Annotated in this window: 16 protein-coding genes; 4 read left to right on the top strand and 12 right to left on the bottom strand. The window is 64.5% G+C overall.

The window, feature by feature from the left end; translation table 11 throughout:
* Positions 1 to 2 precede the first annotated feature (2 nt).
* From AC1DQQ_RS17700 to AC1DQQ_RS17730, 7 genes are all read right to left on the bottom strand, one after another.
* Positions 3 to 560: a polysaccharide biosynthesis/export family protein gene (locus AC1DQQ_RS17700; RefSeq protein ID WP_478031853.1), complete on the bottom strand. Its 558-nt coding sequence runs from the start codon at positions 558 to 560 to the stop codon at positions 3 to 5.
* A gap of 44 nt (positions 561 to 604) precedes the next feature.
* On the bottom strand, positions 605 to 1,732 hold the full coding sequence (locus AC1DQQ_RS17705; protein WP_478042674.1) for a glycosyltransferase family 4 protein: 1,128 nt from the start codon (positions 1,730 to 1,732) through the stop codon (positions 605 to 607).
* 84 nt (positions 1,733 to 1,816) lie between these two features.
* Positions 1,817 to 2,422, bottom strand: a complete 606-nt coding sequence (locus AC1DQQ_RS17710) for an exopolysaccharide biosynthesis polyprenyl glycosylphosphotransferase (protein ID WP_478031851.1) — start codon at positions 2,420 to 2,422, stop codon at positions 1,817 to 1,819.
* 289 nt (positions 2,423 to 2,711) lie between these two features.
* On the bottom strand, positions 2,712 to 3,443 hold the full coding sequence (locus AC1DQQ_RS17715; protein ID WP_478031850.1) for a P-loop NTPase family protein: 732 nt from the start codon (positions 3,441 to 3,443) through the stop codon (positions 2,712 to 2,714).
* Between the two features lies 1 nt (position 3,444).
* Positions 3,445 to 4,809 (bottom strand): GNVR domain-containing protein, encoded by a 1,365-nt coding sequence (locus AC1DQQ_RS17720; RefSeq protein WP_478046137.1) that lies wholly within the window; start codon positions 4,807 to 4,809, stop codon positions 3,445 to 3,447.
* Between the two features lie 14 nt (positions 4,810 to 4,823).
* Positions 4,824 to 6,134 (bottom strand): ATP-binding protein, encoded by a 1,311-nt coding sequence (locus tag AC1DQQ_RS17725; protein WP_478046139.1) that lies wholly within the window; start codon positions 6,132 to 6,134, stop codon positions 4,824 to 4,826.
* Positions 6,135 to 6,193: 59 nt separating this feature from the next.
* Positions 6,194 to 7,444 (bottom strand): hypothetical protein, encoded by a 1,251-nt coding sequence (locus AC1DQQ_RS17730; RefSeq protein WP_478046141.1) that lies wholly within the window; start codon positions 7,442 to 7,444, stop codon positions 6,194 to 6,196.
* Positions 7,445 to 7,871: 427 nt separating this feature from the next.
* Here AC1DQQ_RS17730 and AC1DQQ_RS17735 point away from each other — a divergent pair, with 427 nt between their 5' ends.
* Genes AC1DQQ_RS17735 through AC1DQQ_RS17750 form a run of 4 tightly spaced genes read left to right on the top strand, consistent with a single transcriptional unit; the run spans position 7,872 to position 11,823 of the window.
* Positions 7,872 to 9,047 (top strand): Gfo/Idh/MocA family protein, encoded by a 1,176-nt coding sequence (locus AC1DQQ_RS17735; RefSeq protein WP_478031844.1) that lies wholly within the window; start codon positions 7,872 to 7,874, stop codon positions 9,045 to 9,047.
* A gap of 4 nt (positions 9,048 to 9,051) precedes the next feature.
* Entirely contained in the window at positions 9,052 to 9,543 is a 492-nt protein-coding gene (locus tag AC1DQQ_RS17740; protein WP_478031843.1) for a glycosyltransferase, read from the top strand.
* An 11-nt stretch (positions 9,544 to 9,554) separates the two neighbouring features.
* Positions 9,555 to 10,433 (top strand): hypothetical protein, encoded by an 879-nt coding sequence (locus AC1DQQ_RS17745; RefSeq protein ID WP_478031842.1) that lies wholly within the window; start codon positions 9,555 to 9,557, stop codon positions 10,431 to 10,433.
* A gap of 34 nt (positions 10,434 to 10,467) precedes the next feature.
* On the top strand, positions 10,468 to 11,823 hold the full coding sequence (locus AC1DQQ_RS17750) for an outer membrane beta-barrel protein (RefSeq protein ID WP_478031841.1): 1,356 nt from the start codon (positions 10,468 to 10,470) through the stop codon (positions 11,821 to 11,823).
* Positions 11,824 to 11,841: 18 nt separating this feature from the next.
* Here AC1DQQ_RS17750 and AC1DQQ_RS17755 read toward each other — a convergent pair whose 3' ends face one another.
* The 5 genes from AC1DQQ_RS17755 to AC1DQQ_RS17775 form a co-directional block, all read right to left on the bottom strand.
* The gene (locus tag AC1DQQ_RS17755; RefSeq protein WP_478042669.1) at positions 11,842 to 13,302 is read right to left on the bottom strand and encodes a lipopolysaccharide biosynthesis protein; all 1,461 of its coding nucleotides are present in this window, start codon (positions 13,300 to 13,302) and stop codon (positions 11,842 to 11,844) included.
* A 153-nt stretch (positions 13,303 to 13,455) separates the two neighbouring features.
* Positions 13,456 to 14,481 carry a hypothetical protein gene (locus AC1DQQ_RS17760; protein ID WP_478042668.1) on the bottom strand — a complete coding sequence of 342 codons (1,026 nt, stop codon included), beginning with the start codon at positions 14,479 to 14,481 and terminating at the stop codon, positions 13,456 to 13,458.
* Positions 14,481 to 14,729: an acyl carrier protein gene (locus AC1DQQ_RS17765; RefSeq protein WP_478042667.1), complete on the bottom strand. Its 249-nt coding sequence runs from the start codon at positions 14,727 to 14,729 to the stop codon at positions 14,481 to 14,483. The genes AC1DQQ_RS17760 and AC1DQQ_RS17765 overlap by 1 nt, the downstream gene beginning before the upstream one ends.
* Entirely contained in the window at positions 14,726 to 16,630 is a 1,905-nt protein-coding gene (locus AC1DQQ_RS17770) for an HAD-IIIC family phosphatase (protein WP_478046143.1), read from the bottom strand. The genes AC1DQQ_RS17765 and AC1DQQ_RS17770 overlap by 4 nt, the downstream gene beginning before the upstream one ends.
* A 14-nt stretch (positions 16,631 to 16,644) precedes the next feature.
* Positions 16,645 to 17,713, bottom strand: a 1,069-nt coding sequence (locus AC1DQQ_RS17775; protein ID WP_478043636.1) for an MBOAT family O-acyltransferase, incomplete at its 5' end; no start/stop codon positions are given.

The raw sequence follows: 17,713 nt of genomic DNA on the forward strand, positions 1-17,713 counted from the left end.
ACTCAAAGCCGGCGTTCGGCGATGCGCACGGTGTCGCCGGGGCGCACGGGCGTCGACGGCGTCAGCGGGACCGTGATCTCGCTGTTGGTCAGGTCGCGGGTGATGAAGATTGTCTTCTCATTGGCGCGATAAGTGAAGCCTTGGGCGGTCGCGACCGCCTTCAGCACAGTGAGGCCGTTGGTGAAGGGGTATTGCCCCGGTTTGCCGACTTCGCCGAGGATGTAATAGGGTCGATATTCGATGACTTCGGCCGATACCCTGGGATCACGCACGATCTTGCGGTCAAGCAGTGCATTGGTGATCTTTGCCTGCAGTTCGACCGGCGTCGCGCCCTTTGCCGAAATCGTCCCGATCAGCGGCAGCGCGATGGCGTTGTCGGCGCCAATGATGAACTCGCCGCTCAGATTCTCGAAACCGAAGGTCGTCACGCGGATCTTGTCGCCGGCGCCCAACGTGTAGGCGGTGGCCTGTGGCGGCGGCCCGACCGGCAGCGACTCGGCGGCGCATCCGGCGACCGCGACTGCCAGTGCCGGCGCGATGAACGTTCGATAAATCCTCATGACACTCTCCCCATGAAGCCGTCACGACGTGGCGCGATCCCGCATCAACTCGGCGGAACCGCGATGCCGCGATGGGCCTCCTCCACAAAATGATCTGGCCGTGCCGGCGTTTTCGCCCGGGGGGCGAGCGCGGCGCGGTAACAGGCTTCGACATCGCGTAGGACGCGCGGCCAGCCGAATGTTTCAAGGCGATCGTCGAGGCGGTCGCGCTCGGCGTCGTCGCACGAATAGTAGGAAAGGTCGGTCAGGAACCGATCGACGCCGTCGTCGCGGTCGAAATCGATCGCGGTGCCGAAGCCGATCCGATCGAGCGTGCGGCGGAACGCCGGAATGTCGCTCAGCAGGGGATAGAGACCGGCAGCGATGCCCTCGACCGCCGCCAGGCCGAACCCTTCATAGGTCGACGCGCAGACATAAACGCGCGACCGCGCGATCAGCGCGGACAGTGCCGCGTCGCTCGGCGATACGTGAAATTCCACCATCCGGCCGATCCCCAGGTCGTCGCACAGCGACCGCAGCGACGCCTGCGAAACGCCCATCGCTTTACCCGCGACGATCAACCGCCATTCGGGATCGCGAGCGGCAAGCCTGGCGAACCAGCGGAGCAGCCGCTCGAGCCCTTTGTTGGGCGCCAGCCGGCCAAAATAGATCATGGTCTTTCCGGTGCGATTGGCGAGTCCGGTGAAGCGCTCGGTATCGACCGCGTTCTCGACGACATGGACGCGGTCGGGTGCGATCCGACGGAAGGTTTCGGCATCCTGCACGCTCGATGCCAGGACTGCCGCATAGCGGCGCAGCGTGAAGCGCGTGAGGGTGTTGAACCAGAGGCGCTTGATCGTATGCGCGAACTGGGTGTGAAAAAACCCGCCGTGCGTCGAAACGACCATCGTCGATCGGTGCAGCCACCGCGTCCAGCTCAAATAGTCGGCGGCGAATTCGATGCCATGGACATGGACCATGTCGGGCCGGCCGAGCTGGCGAAGGATGCCCGGGGCGAGCGGATAGCGAATGCCACCGACAAAACCGACGCGCCGGATTTCGACGCCGCCGCGCAAATCGACCGGGGGCAGAGTAGTGGTTGGGCCGTCGAAGATGCGGTTGAGCGTCACTACTCGGACGCGGTGCCCTGCCGCGGCCTGGCGCTCGGCGAGCGCCCGAACGAAATTCTCCATGCCGCCGATCCCGGGAGGATATTGCCGGACCACATGCGTGATTCGCAAGCCGGCCGGCCCAGGCATGCCGCCGTGCATCACCGATCAATACGCATGCGGGTCGCCCAGCATGCGCGGCAGCGTGAGCAGGATGATGCGCAGGTCGCAAGCCAGCGACCAACTCGCGATATATTCGCGATCGGCGCGCACGCGCCGTTCCATCGAATACAATTCATCGATCTCGCCGCGCAGGCCGCGTATCTGGGCAAGGCCGGTGATGCCGGGTTTGACCATGAACCTTTTGGCATAGCCGTGGATCAGCGAGCCGTAATGCCGATCGTGCGCCAGCGCATGGGGACGAGGGCCGACCAGCGACATGTCGCCGCGCAACACGTTGATCAGTTGCGGCAGTTCGTCGATGCTGGTTGCCCGCAGTATCGCGCCGATCCGCGTGACGCGGCTGTCGCCTCGCATCGCGTGCCGGATATGCTCGCCATCTTCGGCGACATGCATCGTCCGGAACTTGAACAGTTCGAACGGCTGTCCGCCCAAGCCGGAGCGATGCTGACGGAAGATGATCGGACCGGGGCTGGTCGCCCGGATCAGGAACGCTGCGACGGCAAAGATGGGCAGGAAAAGCAGCAGCGCGAGCAGAGACGCGACGATGTCGAGCGCCCGTTTCGGGCGGGAATAAGCCGGCCGCGCTGGCATCGACCTGCCCAACGGCTCGAGGTTCGCCTTATATGTTTCGCGCCGTTTGTCGCGAGTGTCACCCAAATATTGGTGTGACGATATGCTGCCGATATTTGCCATTAGGTCACCGGTCTATTGAGAGGCGTAAATCATGCTCGCCTCTATTGGTGATTATGAAAGTATCACGTAGCCGGTAGTTAACAAATCGTTCATAGGAATTAGCTGAAGGGGCTGCCTAATCCTTAAGGGCCGAGTCTTCAGGACAACTAGTCGGGAGCAATCGGGCAGCGCCGAGTCGAACGCCGTTTCAGCCGACGATCAGGGTACCGACAACGCGTGTCTTCATGTCGCCCAGACGACCGACCAGATGCTGGATCGCGGCGATGGTGGTGCGATTGCGCCGGACGATGAGCACGGCAGCATCGAGCGTTTCGCAAAATGCCGGCGGATCCTCGAACACCATGCCGACATCGACGATCATCATCCCGAAACTGTCGAGCAATGGCATGACACGGCCATGGAACCGTTCGCCATCGAGCAGCAGTGCCGTGTTTTGGCTGGCGGTGCCGACCGGCAGAACGAAAAGATTGCGGACCCGCGTGGCCTCGATCGCCGATAGCGCATCAACGTCGCCGTTGAGCACCGCAGTGAGGCCGTAGCCCTCGCTTACGCCGAGCAGTTCGTGATGCAGGGCATCGATGGCGGTGGCGTCGATGATCACCGTGCGAACGTTGCCTTGAGCATAGGTGATCGCCAGGTTCGCGGCGAGTACCGAAGCCTCGAACGATGCGTCGATGTTGAGGACAGCGACGCATCGAATGGGCGCGGCACTCGTCGCGGCGCTGGAGATCGACATCCTGATCGATCGGGCGGTACGCGACACCGGATCGTCAGGGTCGAAGGCCGCCTTGGCATAGGAGCTCAGCTGGCCATTGCCGGGGGTGAACAGCATGTCGCGGACGGCGGCGGTATCGTCGTCGAGGCCGGTTTCATGCCCGGCCAGTTTAACGGCACTGCCTTCGCTCGATCGGATACGCATCTCAGATTCCCCTCAAGGCTAGCGCGGGCTCCGGCCGGAAAGTCGCGAAGGTGAAGTTCCCCAGCACGGGAAGGCCGGTCGAGTCGAACAGTCCGCCGGCCGAGCGGACCAATGGCGACCGCCATTCGCTGATCATCGCCGCGATGATCCCGAGCACCAGCCCGCCGAGCAACGCCAGCAACGCCAGCAGCGGCACGTTTGGGCTGGCCGGCAGCAACGGCCGCGTGGCGCGGTCGATCTGCTGGACATTGGTGGTCGGCAAGCCGCTTTGCAACCGCATCAGGTTGAGGCGCTGGGTAACCGCGTCATAGGCGTTTTGTGCCGTCGTCACATCGCTTTGCAGCGCCTCGAACTGGCTTTGAAAACCGGTCAGTTGAAGCATGCGGCCGCGCTGGCCGTTGACCAGGCCGCGCAGCTGCCCCTCGCGCGAGGAGGCGGCCGAGCTTGCAATCCGCACCGCCTCGCTGGCGACCGCGGTCGCATTGCCGAGTTCTGCCCTGAGCGTGGTCAGTTCCGACCGCGCGGCCACCAAGTCGGGGTGGTTGTCGCCGTAGGTCGATGACAGCAGGGCGACTTTCGCGTCGGTGGAGGCTATCTGCTGGCGCAAGCTCGCGACGACCGCGCTGGACTGGACGTCGGGAGAGCGCGAGACCCGCGTCCCGGCGCGCGCGCGCAGATCAGCGGCACTACTTTCCGCGCTCGCCAGCTGGGTCGACAACGAACTGAGCCGGTCGGCCTCGAGCGCCAGGCTGTTGCCGCTGACCATGCCATGGCTGCGCTGGAAATCGCCGAGTTTGGACTGCGCGGCTTCCAGGTTGCGGCGGACCTCGGTCGTGCGCTGCTGGAACCAGCTGGCATATTGCTTCGCCGCGTCGGTGCTGATCTGCAGCCGGGCCGAGACGAATTGCTGCGCGAAGCTATTGGCCATCCGGGCGGCGAAGGCAGGATCACCCGATTTGAAGCCGACGGCGAGGACGTTGCTGTCTTTCTCCGGCGTCACCTCGACGCTGGCGAGCAAATATTGCACCAGCCAGGAATCGAATGGCCCCTTGGCGCCGGACTGCCTCCACGCCGCTGTCAGGGCAGCGTTGCCGGAGAGGCGGTTGGCGATGGCCACGCGGTGAGCGACCGAACTGCTCTTGATGAGGTCGGCCTGCGTGCCCAGCAGCGACTGATTGTCCTTCGCTGCGCCGTTTTCTTGAACCGACGGATTGGGTCCGCCGTCGAACAGCAGCGACGCGCGTGCGACATAGACGCGCTGAGTGGTCGCCACCCACAAGGCGGCGAGCGCGGCGGTGATCGTCATGACGAGTACGACCAGTTTCCAGCGCGCCTGCAATGCCAGCATCATGTCCGACGAGAACATCTTCTCTCCCTCCCTCAAACCGCGATCGACAGCGGCAACGACGGCAGATCGCCATCATCCGGATCCGAACCATCCCTCGCGTCGTCTGCCTTGGTGTTCGCCAGCGCGCGTTCGAGCGCCATCATCGCCAGCAGGAATTGCGGCGCTGTGCTGTCGCGAAAGACGTATCGGCCGGCGCTGCCGCCTGGGACCAGCGCGTCGCCGAGCAGTTCGGCGGTCGCCGCGTCGGGGCACAGGCTGTCCTTGCCGGCCGCTTCGCGCGCGGCCAGTTCGGCGCGCGCGGTATCCGCGGCGTTCGACGTGGCGAGCGCCAGGAAGCGGTCATGATCGTCCTGATTGAGCATTCCCCAGGCCTCGCACGCCCGCTCGAGGCCTTTCCGCAGGATGGCGAGATCGACGGTATCCGCGCCGGCCTTCGTCGCCTCGATCGCTGCGACATAGCAGAATAACTGGGCGTGATAGGGCGAGCCGCAGGCCAGCGTGACGATCTGCGTCTTGACGGCCTCGTCAAACTCGATCCGCGCTCGCGCGGCGCCGCTGTCGATCAGTTCGATCACGTCACGCTGCGAAATGCGGCCGATCGGAATCGACATCAGATGACGACGCAGCGACGGATGGCAGTTGATCAAGTCGTCGAGTGTGTGGGCGATACCGACGATGAGCAGCTGGACGGGCACCTGCGCGTCCGACAAGAGCTTCATTAGCGTCGCTACTTGCTGGTCGACATCTGAATTCTGGACGCGATCGAACTCGTCGAAAATCATGATGACCTGCCGTTCGGGGGACAGGCGGGACAGGAAATCGACCACCTCGCGCGGCCCGAAGGCGCCCGAGAGTGCCTCACGGTTCCGCTCGAAATTCGCCTTCTCGCTGAACGGTACGCACGAATCGGGGACGAAGGCGAAATAGGGCCGCAGCAGATCGGCGAAGGACGCCGAGGCTTCGCACGCGGCGTAGATCACGACTGCCGACCGCTGATCGGCATAGTCGCCGAATACCTGCGCCAGCGATGTCTTGCCCGACCCTCGCGCGCCATGGATGATCGCATGCTGGCGATTGAACAGCACCGCTTCGAACAGGACCTCGAGCTTGTCGTCGCGGCCGTGAAGGTCCTTGCGCTGCCGCACCGGATGGGCCGAATCGAACGCGGTGATGATCCGCAACATCGCGGTGCGCGGGTCGGGCGGGACATCTCGCGATCGCGGTGGCCGCGCGGGCGGCTCGACGCAGGGCGGTCCCGGCTCGGGCAGTGCGACCGGACCGACCGAGTCGGACGGCCTCCCGAGCAGCCAATCGCTCAGCCAAACGATGAAGCGTCTCAGCATGGTGTGATGCGTCCTTGGCGACGATGGGCCTTGGCGACGATGGGCGAGACGGCGACCGATCATGTCGTTGCTCCCGCGGTTGAAACGATCGGCGATCGGACCGGCCGGATGGCGCGCCGTGCCGGCGGCGTGACGGCGGCGCGGAAGTGCGACGATCGCATGTGGCCGGCCAGCAGCCAGAGCGGCGCGGCGATCTTCATCGCGAAAACGGCGTTGCCGGCGACCAGCAGATTGATGAAGAAGAACGCCGACAGGCCCCAGGCGCAGCGGCGCTGCTCATCGGACCGGAACGGAACGATCAGGGCGACGTAGAGCCATAGGCAAAGCGTGCCAACGATCGAGCTCGAATAGAGCACGTAGGAATAGCCGCTGTCCGGAAAGGCGTCGGCTTCCAGCGCCCGCCCGCCAAGTGCGGCCTGCAAATCGGTGAGCGACAGCAGGTGGACCGACATCCCGATCCGGCCGGCCAGATCATCGTTTTCGGAAGGGCCCATCGCCAGGGTCAAGCCCACCGCCATCGCCAACAACAGCAATGGCAAGGCGAGCGTTCCGCGGCTGGGCAGCCGTGGAAAGAGGAAATAGCCGGCAAGCGCGATCAGCGCGAAGGTCGACGACATGCGGGTATTGTTGGACAGCAGCGCGATGACCGTGAAGGCGAGCAGGAAGAAGCGCGCCGATGTCGGCAGCGCGCGCCACCGCGCGATCAGATAGATGGCGGTCACACTGGCGAAATTGGCCAGCGAGGTCTGCTCCAGGAAGATCGACGAGGTGCGCGGCGTCTGGAAAAGGCCGTAGCTGAAGCGCCCGTCGAAACCGAGCGCATTGGGGAACAGGCCGAGTTCGTTGACGGTGTCGTCGCCGATCCCGCGCGTGTTGTGGTAATAGGATTGCGGCGCGAACAGGGTCGCGTAGCTTTGTACGGCGACCAGCTCGTAGAGCATACCCGCAAAGACGACCGCGACGGCAACGATCGCAAACCGGCGTACCGTGCGCGCGTCGCAACGGTGGCCCAGCATCGTGAACAGCACGATGATGGCGGCATTGCGCAGCGCGGTCACGACCAGAAAGCCGTTGATGAAGGACAAGATCAGCGCCCCGAGGACGAACAGGGCGCCGAGAAGGACCGGGGCGATGTCGTTCCGCCGCAGCCCCGACCGTAACAAGACCAGTGCGAGCGCCGACAGCAGCACGAATTCCGTGATCGCGACGTGCGTCATGGCGAGCGGCCTGACGTGCGCGTTCACGATCGCAAGGCCTGCGTTGTAGAGCATCGCCACGAGCCCGAAAGCGATGATAACCGTGCTGGGCAACCGCACATCGCGCGCGTCCGGGATGAGCGGATGTCCGGGAGCGGCCGAGTCCCGGCGTCTGGTGAAGCCACGCGCAGCCTCCACCTCATTTATCGCGTTTATTGAACGAAGTGGCCACATCTCCCCACCTGACCTTCATTCGAGAAGGTTTGAACCTTTCATCGTTGGGTCGGGCGGGCAACAATGCATAAGTAAAAGACGTTCGATCAAGTATTAGCCTCGATTTGATTCCGGCGATAAATCAGTAATCCTAAAGATAATATCCGCTTCACCATTGCGTGATTCAGCGCGTGGTGTCGGCGGGCGCTCAACGGTTGTAATACCAAACAGGGTAAACCCGCTCTTAAGGGCGCTTTGACTCCCCGGGCCCGAAAGTTAGCGTCGGATCAGGGACTCGTATCGAACGCCGCAATCAGGGCGAACGTCGATGCGGCACGGACGCGGGCATTTCCCGACCGTCCCGCCACTGGGGGAAGCAATGCAGACCGACTTCAATATTGCCATCGTGGGTCTCGGCAAGATGGGCGTCTCTCATCTCGCTATCGCGCGCGAAACCCCGGGGCTGACGGTCATCGCGGTGTGCGACAGTTCGTCGCTGCTCGGCACCATGGTCGAGAAATATACCGGGATGAAGTTTCACTCCGACTATCAAGCGCTGATCGCGCAGCCGGAGCTCGACGGCATCATCATCGCCACCCCGACGCGCTTGCACGTCTCGATGGTCCAGCAGGCGCTCGATCGCGGGCTCCACGTCTTCTGCGAAAAGCCGTTGACTTTGACCGCGTCGGACAGCGCCGATCTGTCGCGGGCAGCCCGGCAAGCCGGTCTGACCGCCCAGGTCGGGTATCATAATCGCTTTCTCGGCACGTTCGCCCGCGCGAAGCAGATTGTCGATGATGGACTGATCGGCAAGATCCGCCACATCCATGCCGAGGCCTATGGCCCGGTCGTGCTCAAGCCGGCGAGCCGGACCTGGCGAAGCGCGGCGGCTGAAGGCGGCGGCTGCCTCTACGATTACGCCGCGCACCCCATCAACCTGATGAACTGGTATCTTGGCCGTCCGATTGCCTGTTCGGGAGCGCAGCTCACGCAGCAATGGTCGCGCGAAGTCGACGACGCGGTCTACGCCTCGCTGATTTTCCCGGACGGTGCCTCGGGGCAGGTGTCGGTCAACTGGGCCGACGAGACCGCCCGCAAGATGTCGACCAGGCTTTCGATCTGGGGCGACTGCGGCAAGATCATCGTCGAGCGGCAGGAACTGCAGGTGTTCCTCGGCGCGCGCGCCGTGCCGACCGCAGAATATCATTCGGGCTGGACGGTGCAATATATCACCGAGCTGACGCCGCACCCCGCATTTTATCTGCGCGGCGAGGAATATTCGGCGCAACTCGAGAACTTCGCCTCGGCGATGCGCACGCCGGAAATGCCGGGCGTCAACGATTTCGGCAGCGCGGCCATGACCGATTTCACGCTGCAGATGATCCGCGACGCGGCCAACAACCGACCGGTCCCCTATGCGCCGACGGCGATGGCCGCGTCCGCGCAGCCGGAATCCAAACGGCGCCGGTTCGCGCTGTTCGGGCGCATGGCGCAGCAGGGCTGATGCGATGATTTTCACATCGGTCGGCTCAATGTTGCCGTTCGATCGGCTGGTTCGCGCGGTCGACGACTGGGCGGCCGCCAATCGCCACGTGCCGGTGCTGATCCAGATCGGCGATGGCACGTATCAGCCGCGCCATGCCGATTGGGTCCGCATGATGCCGCATGACCTGTACGCCCGGCGGCTCACCGAATGCAGTCTGTTCGTCGCGCATGTGGGAATTGGCTCGATCTTCCAGGCGCTCGAGGCGCGCAAGCAATTGCTCATGCTGCCGCGCCTGGCGACGCTCGGCGAGCATACCACCGATCATCAATTGCATACCGTTGCCCGGTTTCGCGGCACGCCGGGCCTGCGCGTCGTCGAGACCGTCCCCGACCTGCACGCCGAGATGACGCGCCTCCTCGACGCCCCGCTCGAAACAGAAGGAGGCCTTTCACCTTACGCGCCCCCCGCGATGACCGACCGGATTCGCGACTTTCTGGGCGCGGGCGTCAATTAAAGGAGGACGACGTGGAGCGCATCCTGTTCGGAGATAATCAGTTTTTCGGCATCAACCACATGTCGGAGGAAAAGGCCCGGCGGCAGGCAATGCAGTTCGCCGATCTGACGCCCGTTCTCGACACGCTCGCGGCCGCGCGCGATGCCGGGATCAACACCTTCATGTGCACCACCCATGATCGCGTGGCCGAGATCGCGGATGCGGTACGACGCTCGGCCGACGAATGGCGGAACTACGCCTTCTATCCGTGCATGCCGTACGCGCACAAATATGCTAATGCGGTCACCGAGCTCGGCTATTTCGACGCGTTGCGCAAGTTCCTGCCGTCCAACGGGTTGCTCGATACGGCGCTGCGCGGCGGCAAGGCAATGATCAAGAGGGACATGGATAGTGTCGCTACGTTGCTCATCGATGCAGAGATGAAGCCATTCGAGGGTCTGTCGACGCCGGTGGTGTTCATCCAGAATGTCGTCACCGACCTGATCCTTGGGCTCGGTTATTTCGGTGCGTTCCGTACCTTCGCCGACCATGTGCGCGAAAAATACGGTGCCGAGGCAGGCTTCATCACGATGAACTTGCCGCGACTGGTCGAAGCGCTGGCCTCGGTCGGACTGCACAATCCAATCGTCTGCGCCAACGTCAACAAAATCGGCTTTCGCATGTCGGGTGGCATCGACGCCTATCGCGAGGCCGTCGCGCGGCATCCGACGCGAGTCATCGCGATGTCGGTGTTCGCCTCCGGCGCCATTCCCGCCGTGGAGGCGATCGAATGGGTGGTCGCCGAACCCTATGTCCGGTCGATCCTGTTCGGTGCCTCCAGCGAGCGCAACATCCGCAACACGGTCGACCTCGTTCGCACCTTCGATCGACGGGAAGCGCTTGCAGCATGACCTGAAAGAAACACTGATCCGTGGGGGAACAGCCGTGACAATATCGTTGATAAGCGTTCGGCATCGGCTCGGCCTGCTGGCTGGGACGGTTGTCGGTTTCGTCGCCGTATTTCCGGCGCAGGCGCAGGAAGTGCCGCTGCCCGACCTGCCGCCGCTCCAGCAGACGGTCTATCTTCCCGATGCCCGGGGCAAGGGCGACGTCGACATGGATGTGCGGACCCGGCATCGGCCCGAATTCGATGCGATCGGTTTTCCACTCGGCATCTGGCGACTCTACCCGTCGGTCGCCGCTGACATAGGCTATGAATCGAACCCGTTCGGCGACGCGCGCAACTCGGACTCGGCGGCGTTCGCCGCGCTGCGTCCGGCGGTTGGGCTCGACGCGGCACCGTCCTGGGGACAATTGGCGTTCGGCGCCAGTGGGCGATTTGTCCGCTTCCTGAACCAGGCCCAGGCCAATGAAGACAGCTACACCGTCAACGCTTACGGCCGCTACGACCTGACGGGCGACACCCGCATCGAGGGCGGTGCGAACTTCGGCCAGCGGATCGAGCGTCGTGATTCCAGCGGCTTTCCCGATGGCCGCGTCCAACCCGTAAGGTATATCCAGACCCAGGTGTTCGCGCGCGCGACGCATCAGTCCGGCGATCTGAGGATCATGGGCGCGGTCGACTATACCCGCTTCAACTTTCGCGACACCAAGGCGCTGACGTCGACGGGAGCCGTCGTCGGCATTATCGATCAGGATTTGCGCGACCAGCATATCCTGCGCGGCACCCTGCGCGGCGACTTCCGCGTCACCCCCGACATGGCGGTGTTCGTTCAGGGAATCGCGCAATCGGTCGATTATCGCGTCGCCACCATCGCGCCGGGCGTGCCCAATCTCGGGGGCAAGGCCTATACGGCGCTCGCGGGCGTCTCCTTTGCCGGCAACCGCCTCCTGCGCGGATCGATCGGGGTGGGCTATATTTGGCGCCAATTCGGCCGCGGTGGCGGGACCGACGCCAACGGCCTGGCGGTCAAGGCCGACGTGGCGTTGTTCGCGACGCCGTTGCTGACGCTATCCGCCAAAGCGTCGCGGAGCGTCGAGGAAGCGGTGCTTCGGGATAGGTCGGGTTATGTCAGCACTGCCTTCAGCATCGGTGCCGATTACGAACTCAAGCGCTGGTTCATCGTTCGCGCGGGCGCCGGCTATCGCTACGACAATTTCCGGACCAACCCGCGCAACGACAAGGTCTTCGATGCCAATGTCGGTGCCACCTACAATGTCGACCGGCACGTCGCGTTCGAGGGCCGGGCAGCTTTCGTCAGCCGAACGGTCGACAACGATCCGTTTGCCGCCAGTTACAAGGACGTCACTGTCAGCCTCGGGATGCGCTACAGCTTCTGACCGGTTGGATAGTCTCGATCATTCGGCCAGAACGGCGCGGTGGAACCGCGCCACGCCGACCGCCCCTAGCACGAGCTCGAACAGCGTTTTGGAGAATAGTCGCAGCGCGGCCAGGTACAGCAGCGCACCCGTCGCGCTCAGTGCCGCGAGCAGCTCGATCGCCGGCAGACCCGCGGGCAGGATGTAACGCACCATCAGCAAGCCGCCGAGCATGACGACCGTTGCCGACAGCGATGGCAGCACAGCATGCCAGGCGTCGCGCCACTTGCCCCCGAAGGCGCGCAACGCGAAGCCGAGCCGCATCGGCACCAGCAGCAATGCCATGATCGAAACGGTAACGGCGAGCGTTACAGGGCCGAAATGCACCACGGCCAGAAAGGCAATGACATTGGTTGCCGCCGCGATGGCGGAGCTCAGCGAATCGAGATGCGACCGCTGAGCGACCAGCAAGGCCGAACTCGCGATGATGCCGAGCGACAGCAGATAGCCGCTGACCGCCAGCGCCGACAGGATCGGCGCGACTGCTGCCCAGCGATCGCCAAGGATGACGTGGACGACTTCCGGGGCTGTGGCCGCCAAGCCCGCAAAGGCGGGCGCGGTGATCGCGCTCGTGAACCTCAGTCCACCGCAAAGCTCGTGGCGGCGATGCTCGTCGTCCCGAGCGCTGGCGAAAGCGGACAAGGTGACCGCCGAGATCGCGTGGACAAGCATCAGCGTGGCCGATAGCAAGATCCGCTTGGCGGCGTTGTAGATGCCAGCAATTGCCGGCCCGAACCAGGCCGAGGCGAAGAACAGATCCGCGTCGTTGCCGATCGACGTCCACACCGCGCTCAGCGAGATGTGGCGGATCGAGTGGTAGGTCTCCTTGATATCGGCCCTGCGCAGCACGGGTCGGGGACGCCAGTCGGTGGAGAACCACAAGGTCGCGAGGCTGATGGCGTTGATGGCAAGCTGCTGTCCTACCAGACTCCACATCTCGAAGCCGTTGAGCGCCATGGCGATACCGATCGCGCCGCCGATCACCACCGATATCGTCGATCGAACCGCGAGCGCCCGAAAGCGCATGTTGCGCACCAGCCATGCTCCGTGGGCGCCGGCGAGGCCGTAGGCGAAGAGGAGGAGCGACAGCACGCGGAGCGGCTGCGCGGCGGTCGGCGTGCCGACCAAGGTCGTGAGCGGTCCGGCAAGCGCGAACATCACCCCCGAGGCGATCGCGCCGACCAGGGTAAGGAGCGTCAGGCTGACATTATAGTCGCGGTCGGTGATATCGGTCTTGGCCGTGAGCGCATAGGTGATCGGATCGATCAGGACGCGCCGCACGATTTCGATCGCCGCGAGACTCACCGCGACCATCCCGAAGCTCGCCTGCGAGACGAAACGGGCGATGAACAGGAAGCTGATGAGCGAGAGGATCTGGCCCGCGCCCTGGCCGAGCACCGCCCATGCGGCGTTCCGCGCGGTTTTGGCGTTCGATGCCATCAGATGCGACCCCCGGGGCATCGGATCACGCCGTCGTCTTGCCGCCGCCGCCGCGCGCGTCGGCGCCCGATGGCTGCTTGCGCGCATCGATACGGCATCCCGCCGCGGGCACGCCGGCTATTCGGGGATGGTCCGGCTTTGGCAAGAACCCCGTCACCGCTGGCCGGGCCCGGCCAGGACCAGCGCCTGTGCCGTGTGGACGCCGGCCCGGGCTCCCGCTTCGGCCAGCACCGAACGCGTGTAGGCGGCCGTCGCCGACCAGCGGATATGGATGGCGTCGTAGAAGGCCCTGGGATCGGGCTGGTGCCGGGTGGCATCATAGCGCGCCCCGGTGCCGACGAGGCTCGTCCGGATCATGTCGGGAAACGCGGTTGCGAACGCCCCGCCGCCGTAGCGGCTGACCCATTCCGGGTGCAGCGGCGTGATCGTGACGTCAAAGGCGACACCCTTGCGCTCGAGCATATGCGCCGTTTGCCGCAGGGCGGCGAAGCAGGCGGGATCGAGCTTCACCGCGCCATAGAACAGCCCGCGCGACCGATCGGGCTGGTTCGGCGCGTCGCCATAGCTGTTCTGGAAAAGCGGTTCGGGCGCGAACATGCTGCCGCGCGCCGTCCGGATCATCCCGGCATTGTACGCCAGCGTCAGCGGATCGAAATAGCGGGCGTAGAAACGCGCCGGCGACGCTTTGCCGAAGACGTACGCATCGGCGTCCAACACGTCGAATTGCGATGGGTCGGCCTTGGTGCAATTCTCGAAATCGAGCGGTGAGGCGATCAGCAGCACGTGCCTGACCGTCGGTAGGCGTGCCGTCAGCCAGGCCGATATCTTGCGTACCTGCGTCATCCGTGCACCACAGAAGCCGGCGTTGAATGGACGCAGCGACGGATCGGCGGCGATCGCTGCGGGGCTGTTGAAGTGCCGCCAGGCGGCCGATGAGCCGACGATCAGCAGATTGGGATCGGCTGGGATGCCCGCCCGCATGCTGTGCAGCTTTTCGTCGATGCAAAGGCTGTTGGAAAATTGCGGTGGGGGGAGCGTGTCATACGCCTTGAGCGAAACCAGAGCGGCCGCCAGCGTAGCGAACATCAGCAAGGCCCCGATGACCATCGCCAGCAAGTAGCGCCGCATCGGCTCCAGTCGTGGCGCGCTTTTTCCGAGCGGGGCGGCGAGCGTCGCCATCAGGCGGGCGCCAGCTTGGAATCGATCAGGCTCACGAAATCGCCGACATTGCGCAGCGATTCGAATTCGGCGGTGCGAAAACGCACGCCAAAGCGCTGCTCGGCCGCGACGATCAGCGTGATATGCGCCTGGCTGTCCCAGCCGGCCACGTCTTGCGCCGTCGTTTCCGGGCCGATGACGATGTCGTCGCGGTCGAAGACATCGCGCATCACATCGGCGAGCGCCGCATAAAGATCGTCGCTGGTCATGCGGTCGTCTCCAGTTCGAGATGGTGGGCCGGCGCTGGCCGATCGCCGACGTCGAGGCGCCAGAAACGCGCGTCTTCCGCCGCACCCTGTGGCGGCGTGATCGGTGTGAAGCCCAGCTTCTCGTAATGCTGTTCGACCATCGAATTGCGCCCGCTGGGGCGATATTCGCCGACCAGGCTGTTGATGCCACGCTCGACGGCAGCGTCGATCAGGACGGATAGCGCCGCCACCTCGACCTCGCGGCCGAGCACCCGGCAGCTCATGAGCCAGGTGTCGATCAGCAGCGTGTCGTCGGGCCAGGCGGCATCGCGGCGCGCGACGATCACACTGATCAGGCCGTTGTCGCCGAACCGGTCGCGCAGCCGGAAGCACAGACTGATCGCGCCGGGATCGCGTGCTACCTGTTCCAGTTCCGCCTCGTCGCGGCGGATCGTCGTCAGGTTGAATTGGTTGCTCTTGTTGATCAGTTGCGCCGCGCGCGGACGATCGACCGCGACCATCGGCCCGGAAACGAGCTTCATTTCCAGGCTGCGCAGGAAGCCATCCATGTCGGTCGCGTCGTCGAGCGCGGCGGCGCGGAGACTGTTGGCGGCATAGCTTCCGCCGCGTCCGAAATCATCGCGCGTGATCGCCGTGGCCTCGAAATACCCGGCCGCGGCAATCCGCTCTGGATAGAAAGCGACGTCATCCGGGAGTTCGGGAACCGCAACCTGGGGCAGTTCGCGGCGGACGATCTCGCGCTCGGCGGGATTGTCGTCGATGAACACGAGGCTATCGATGCCGATATTGAGATGTGCGGCGATCGCTCGGATATTCCCCGCTTTGTCGTTCCAATTGGCGACGAAGCAGGCGATGTCGGTATAGGCCAGCTGCATGTCGGGGTGCGTATCGAACACGGCGCGGGCGATGTCGGGATCGTTCTTGCTGCACACGGCGAGGATGACGCCTCTGGCCGCGAGCCGCCGCACATAATATTGGAAGGCGAGAAACGCTTCGCCTTCGGCGCTGCCCTGGCCGAGCTTGAGCTGGTCGATCCCGTCGTCGCCGACGACGCCGCCCCACATCGTGTTGTCGAGATCGAGCACGAGGCACTTGCGCGCCCGCCCCGTGGCGGCGGCGAGGACCTGCGCGACCAACTCGCCATAGAGCGGCGCGAAAACCGGATTGATGAGCTGCTTCGCCTGATACCAGCGAACCGGATCGTAGCGGCGATCGCTGCCATGCTCGCCGGGCATCCGCGTCGCCACGTCGACGAGCAACGCGCCGTCGTCGATCGCCGCGTCGCGGATAGCGGCATTGAGCCGGAGGACCATCGCCGCGGGCGATGCAGGAAGCAGCGCCTCGTTGGACCCGACGAGTGTCGGGGACTGCGGTAACAAGGTCTGCTGGATGGGCTGCGCGTTCCAGCGAGCACGGATACGCTGCCACCAGACGCGGATCGCGGCAACGGCCGCGGCGATCGCGTCGCGGACCTCGCCGTCGTCCGCCGACATCGGCAGGGTCGGGAGGATCGATTCAAGATCGAGCGCGAGCAGAACGTGGGTCGGCGCGAATCCGTCGAGTACCGGGTCGCCAGCCAGCAGCGCCGTGCGATATTGGCCATAATCGCCGATATGCGTCGCGATCGTCAGGCCGTGACGCAGTCCCCCGACCCGGATCGCCGGCGCCAAATGGTCGAGCGTGTGCGACCCCAGCAAGGCGAGCCTGACGGGGGTCGAGCCGGAGACAGGCGCGGCCAGATTCGCGGCGAAGCGATCGAGTCGGTTGGTCTCGATCGCATCGAGATCGTACGCCGCCAGCTGTACCGCCGCCATCGCTCGCTCGGCCGGGTCGAGTCCCTTGGCGGCGCGCAGGTCACTTCCCGGGTCGGACGGCGGCGGCAGCCAGGGCAGGAGCGACATCGGATCGGTCTCCATCAGAACTGGAAATAGAGGAATTCGCTCGGCGCAGAGGACAGCGCGTAGAGCAGGGTGATTGTCGAGACCGCGCCGACCACCAGACCGAGCGCGGGCGTCGGGCGCCACGGCACGATCGAGGCGAAGCGATCGGTCCAGCTTGGTGTGGGCTTGAAATCGAGCGCCGTGCGGTGGTCTCGCAACCATTGATAGGCGTTCGGAAAGGTCCAGACGACGATCAGGAAGACGACGATACGGACAACGTAGCTCGCCTCGAAATTGTCGAGCGAACCGATCGCAATGCCCATGCCATCGGCCAGCGACGCGATCAGCGGGATGCGGGCGACCGGACCGGGGAGCGTCACGCCGTTCAATCCCGTCATGCCGCGCAGCAGGTCGATCGCGGCGGGAACCGATGGCGCCCGAAAGAAGACCAATGCGACCGTCGCGCACAGGAAGGTCAGCAGAACCGATCCAGCGACGGTGAGCGGAGAGCCGGATTGCAACGGAAGGCCGCGATGCATCTTCCACGCGCGCCACGCGTGCGCGACGACCAGGTAGAAGCCATGCAGCAGGCCGAAGATCACGAATTGCCAGCCGGCGCCGTGCCAGACGCCCGAAATCAGCATGGTGAAACCTGTCGGCAAGGCGACCAGCGCGACGAACGTCGCCGGGGTCATCTTGCCGCGGCGCGGTAGCGGAAGCCCCTTCATCGCCCGTCGCCGCGTGAAGGCGACGACGATCGGATTGTAGATATAGGCGGTCAGGAAGCGCGTCAGCGTCATGTGCCAGCGCGACCAATAGTCGATGATGTTTCGCGCCTTGTAGGGGCTGTTGAAATTTGGCGGCAGCGAAATGCCGAAGAGCAGCCCGAGGCCGATCGCCATGTCGGTATAGCCGGAAAAGTCGAAATAGATTTGCAGCGCGTAGGATAATGCGCCGGTCCATGCCTGGATGAATTGTACGCCGCCGATCTCTGCCTGCACGAAGATCGGCCGCACCGCGACGCCGAGCGGATCGGCGACCATCACCTTCTTGAACAATCCGATGAGGAACAAGGTGAGTCCGATCGCGACCAGGTCCCAGCGC

The sequence above is a fragment of the Sphingomonas sp. P4_G3 genome (assembly GCF_056401105.1).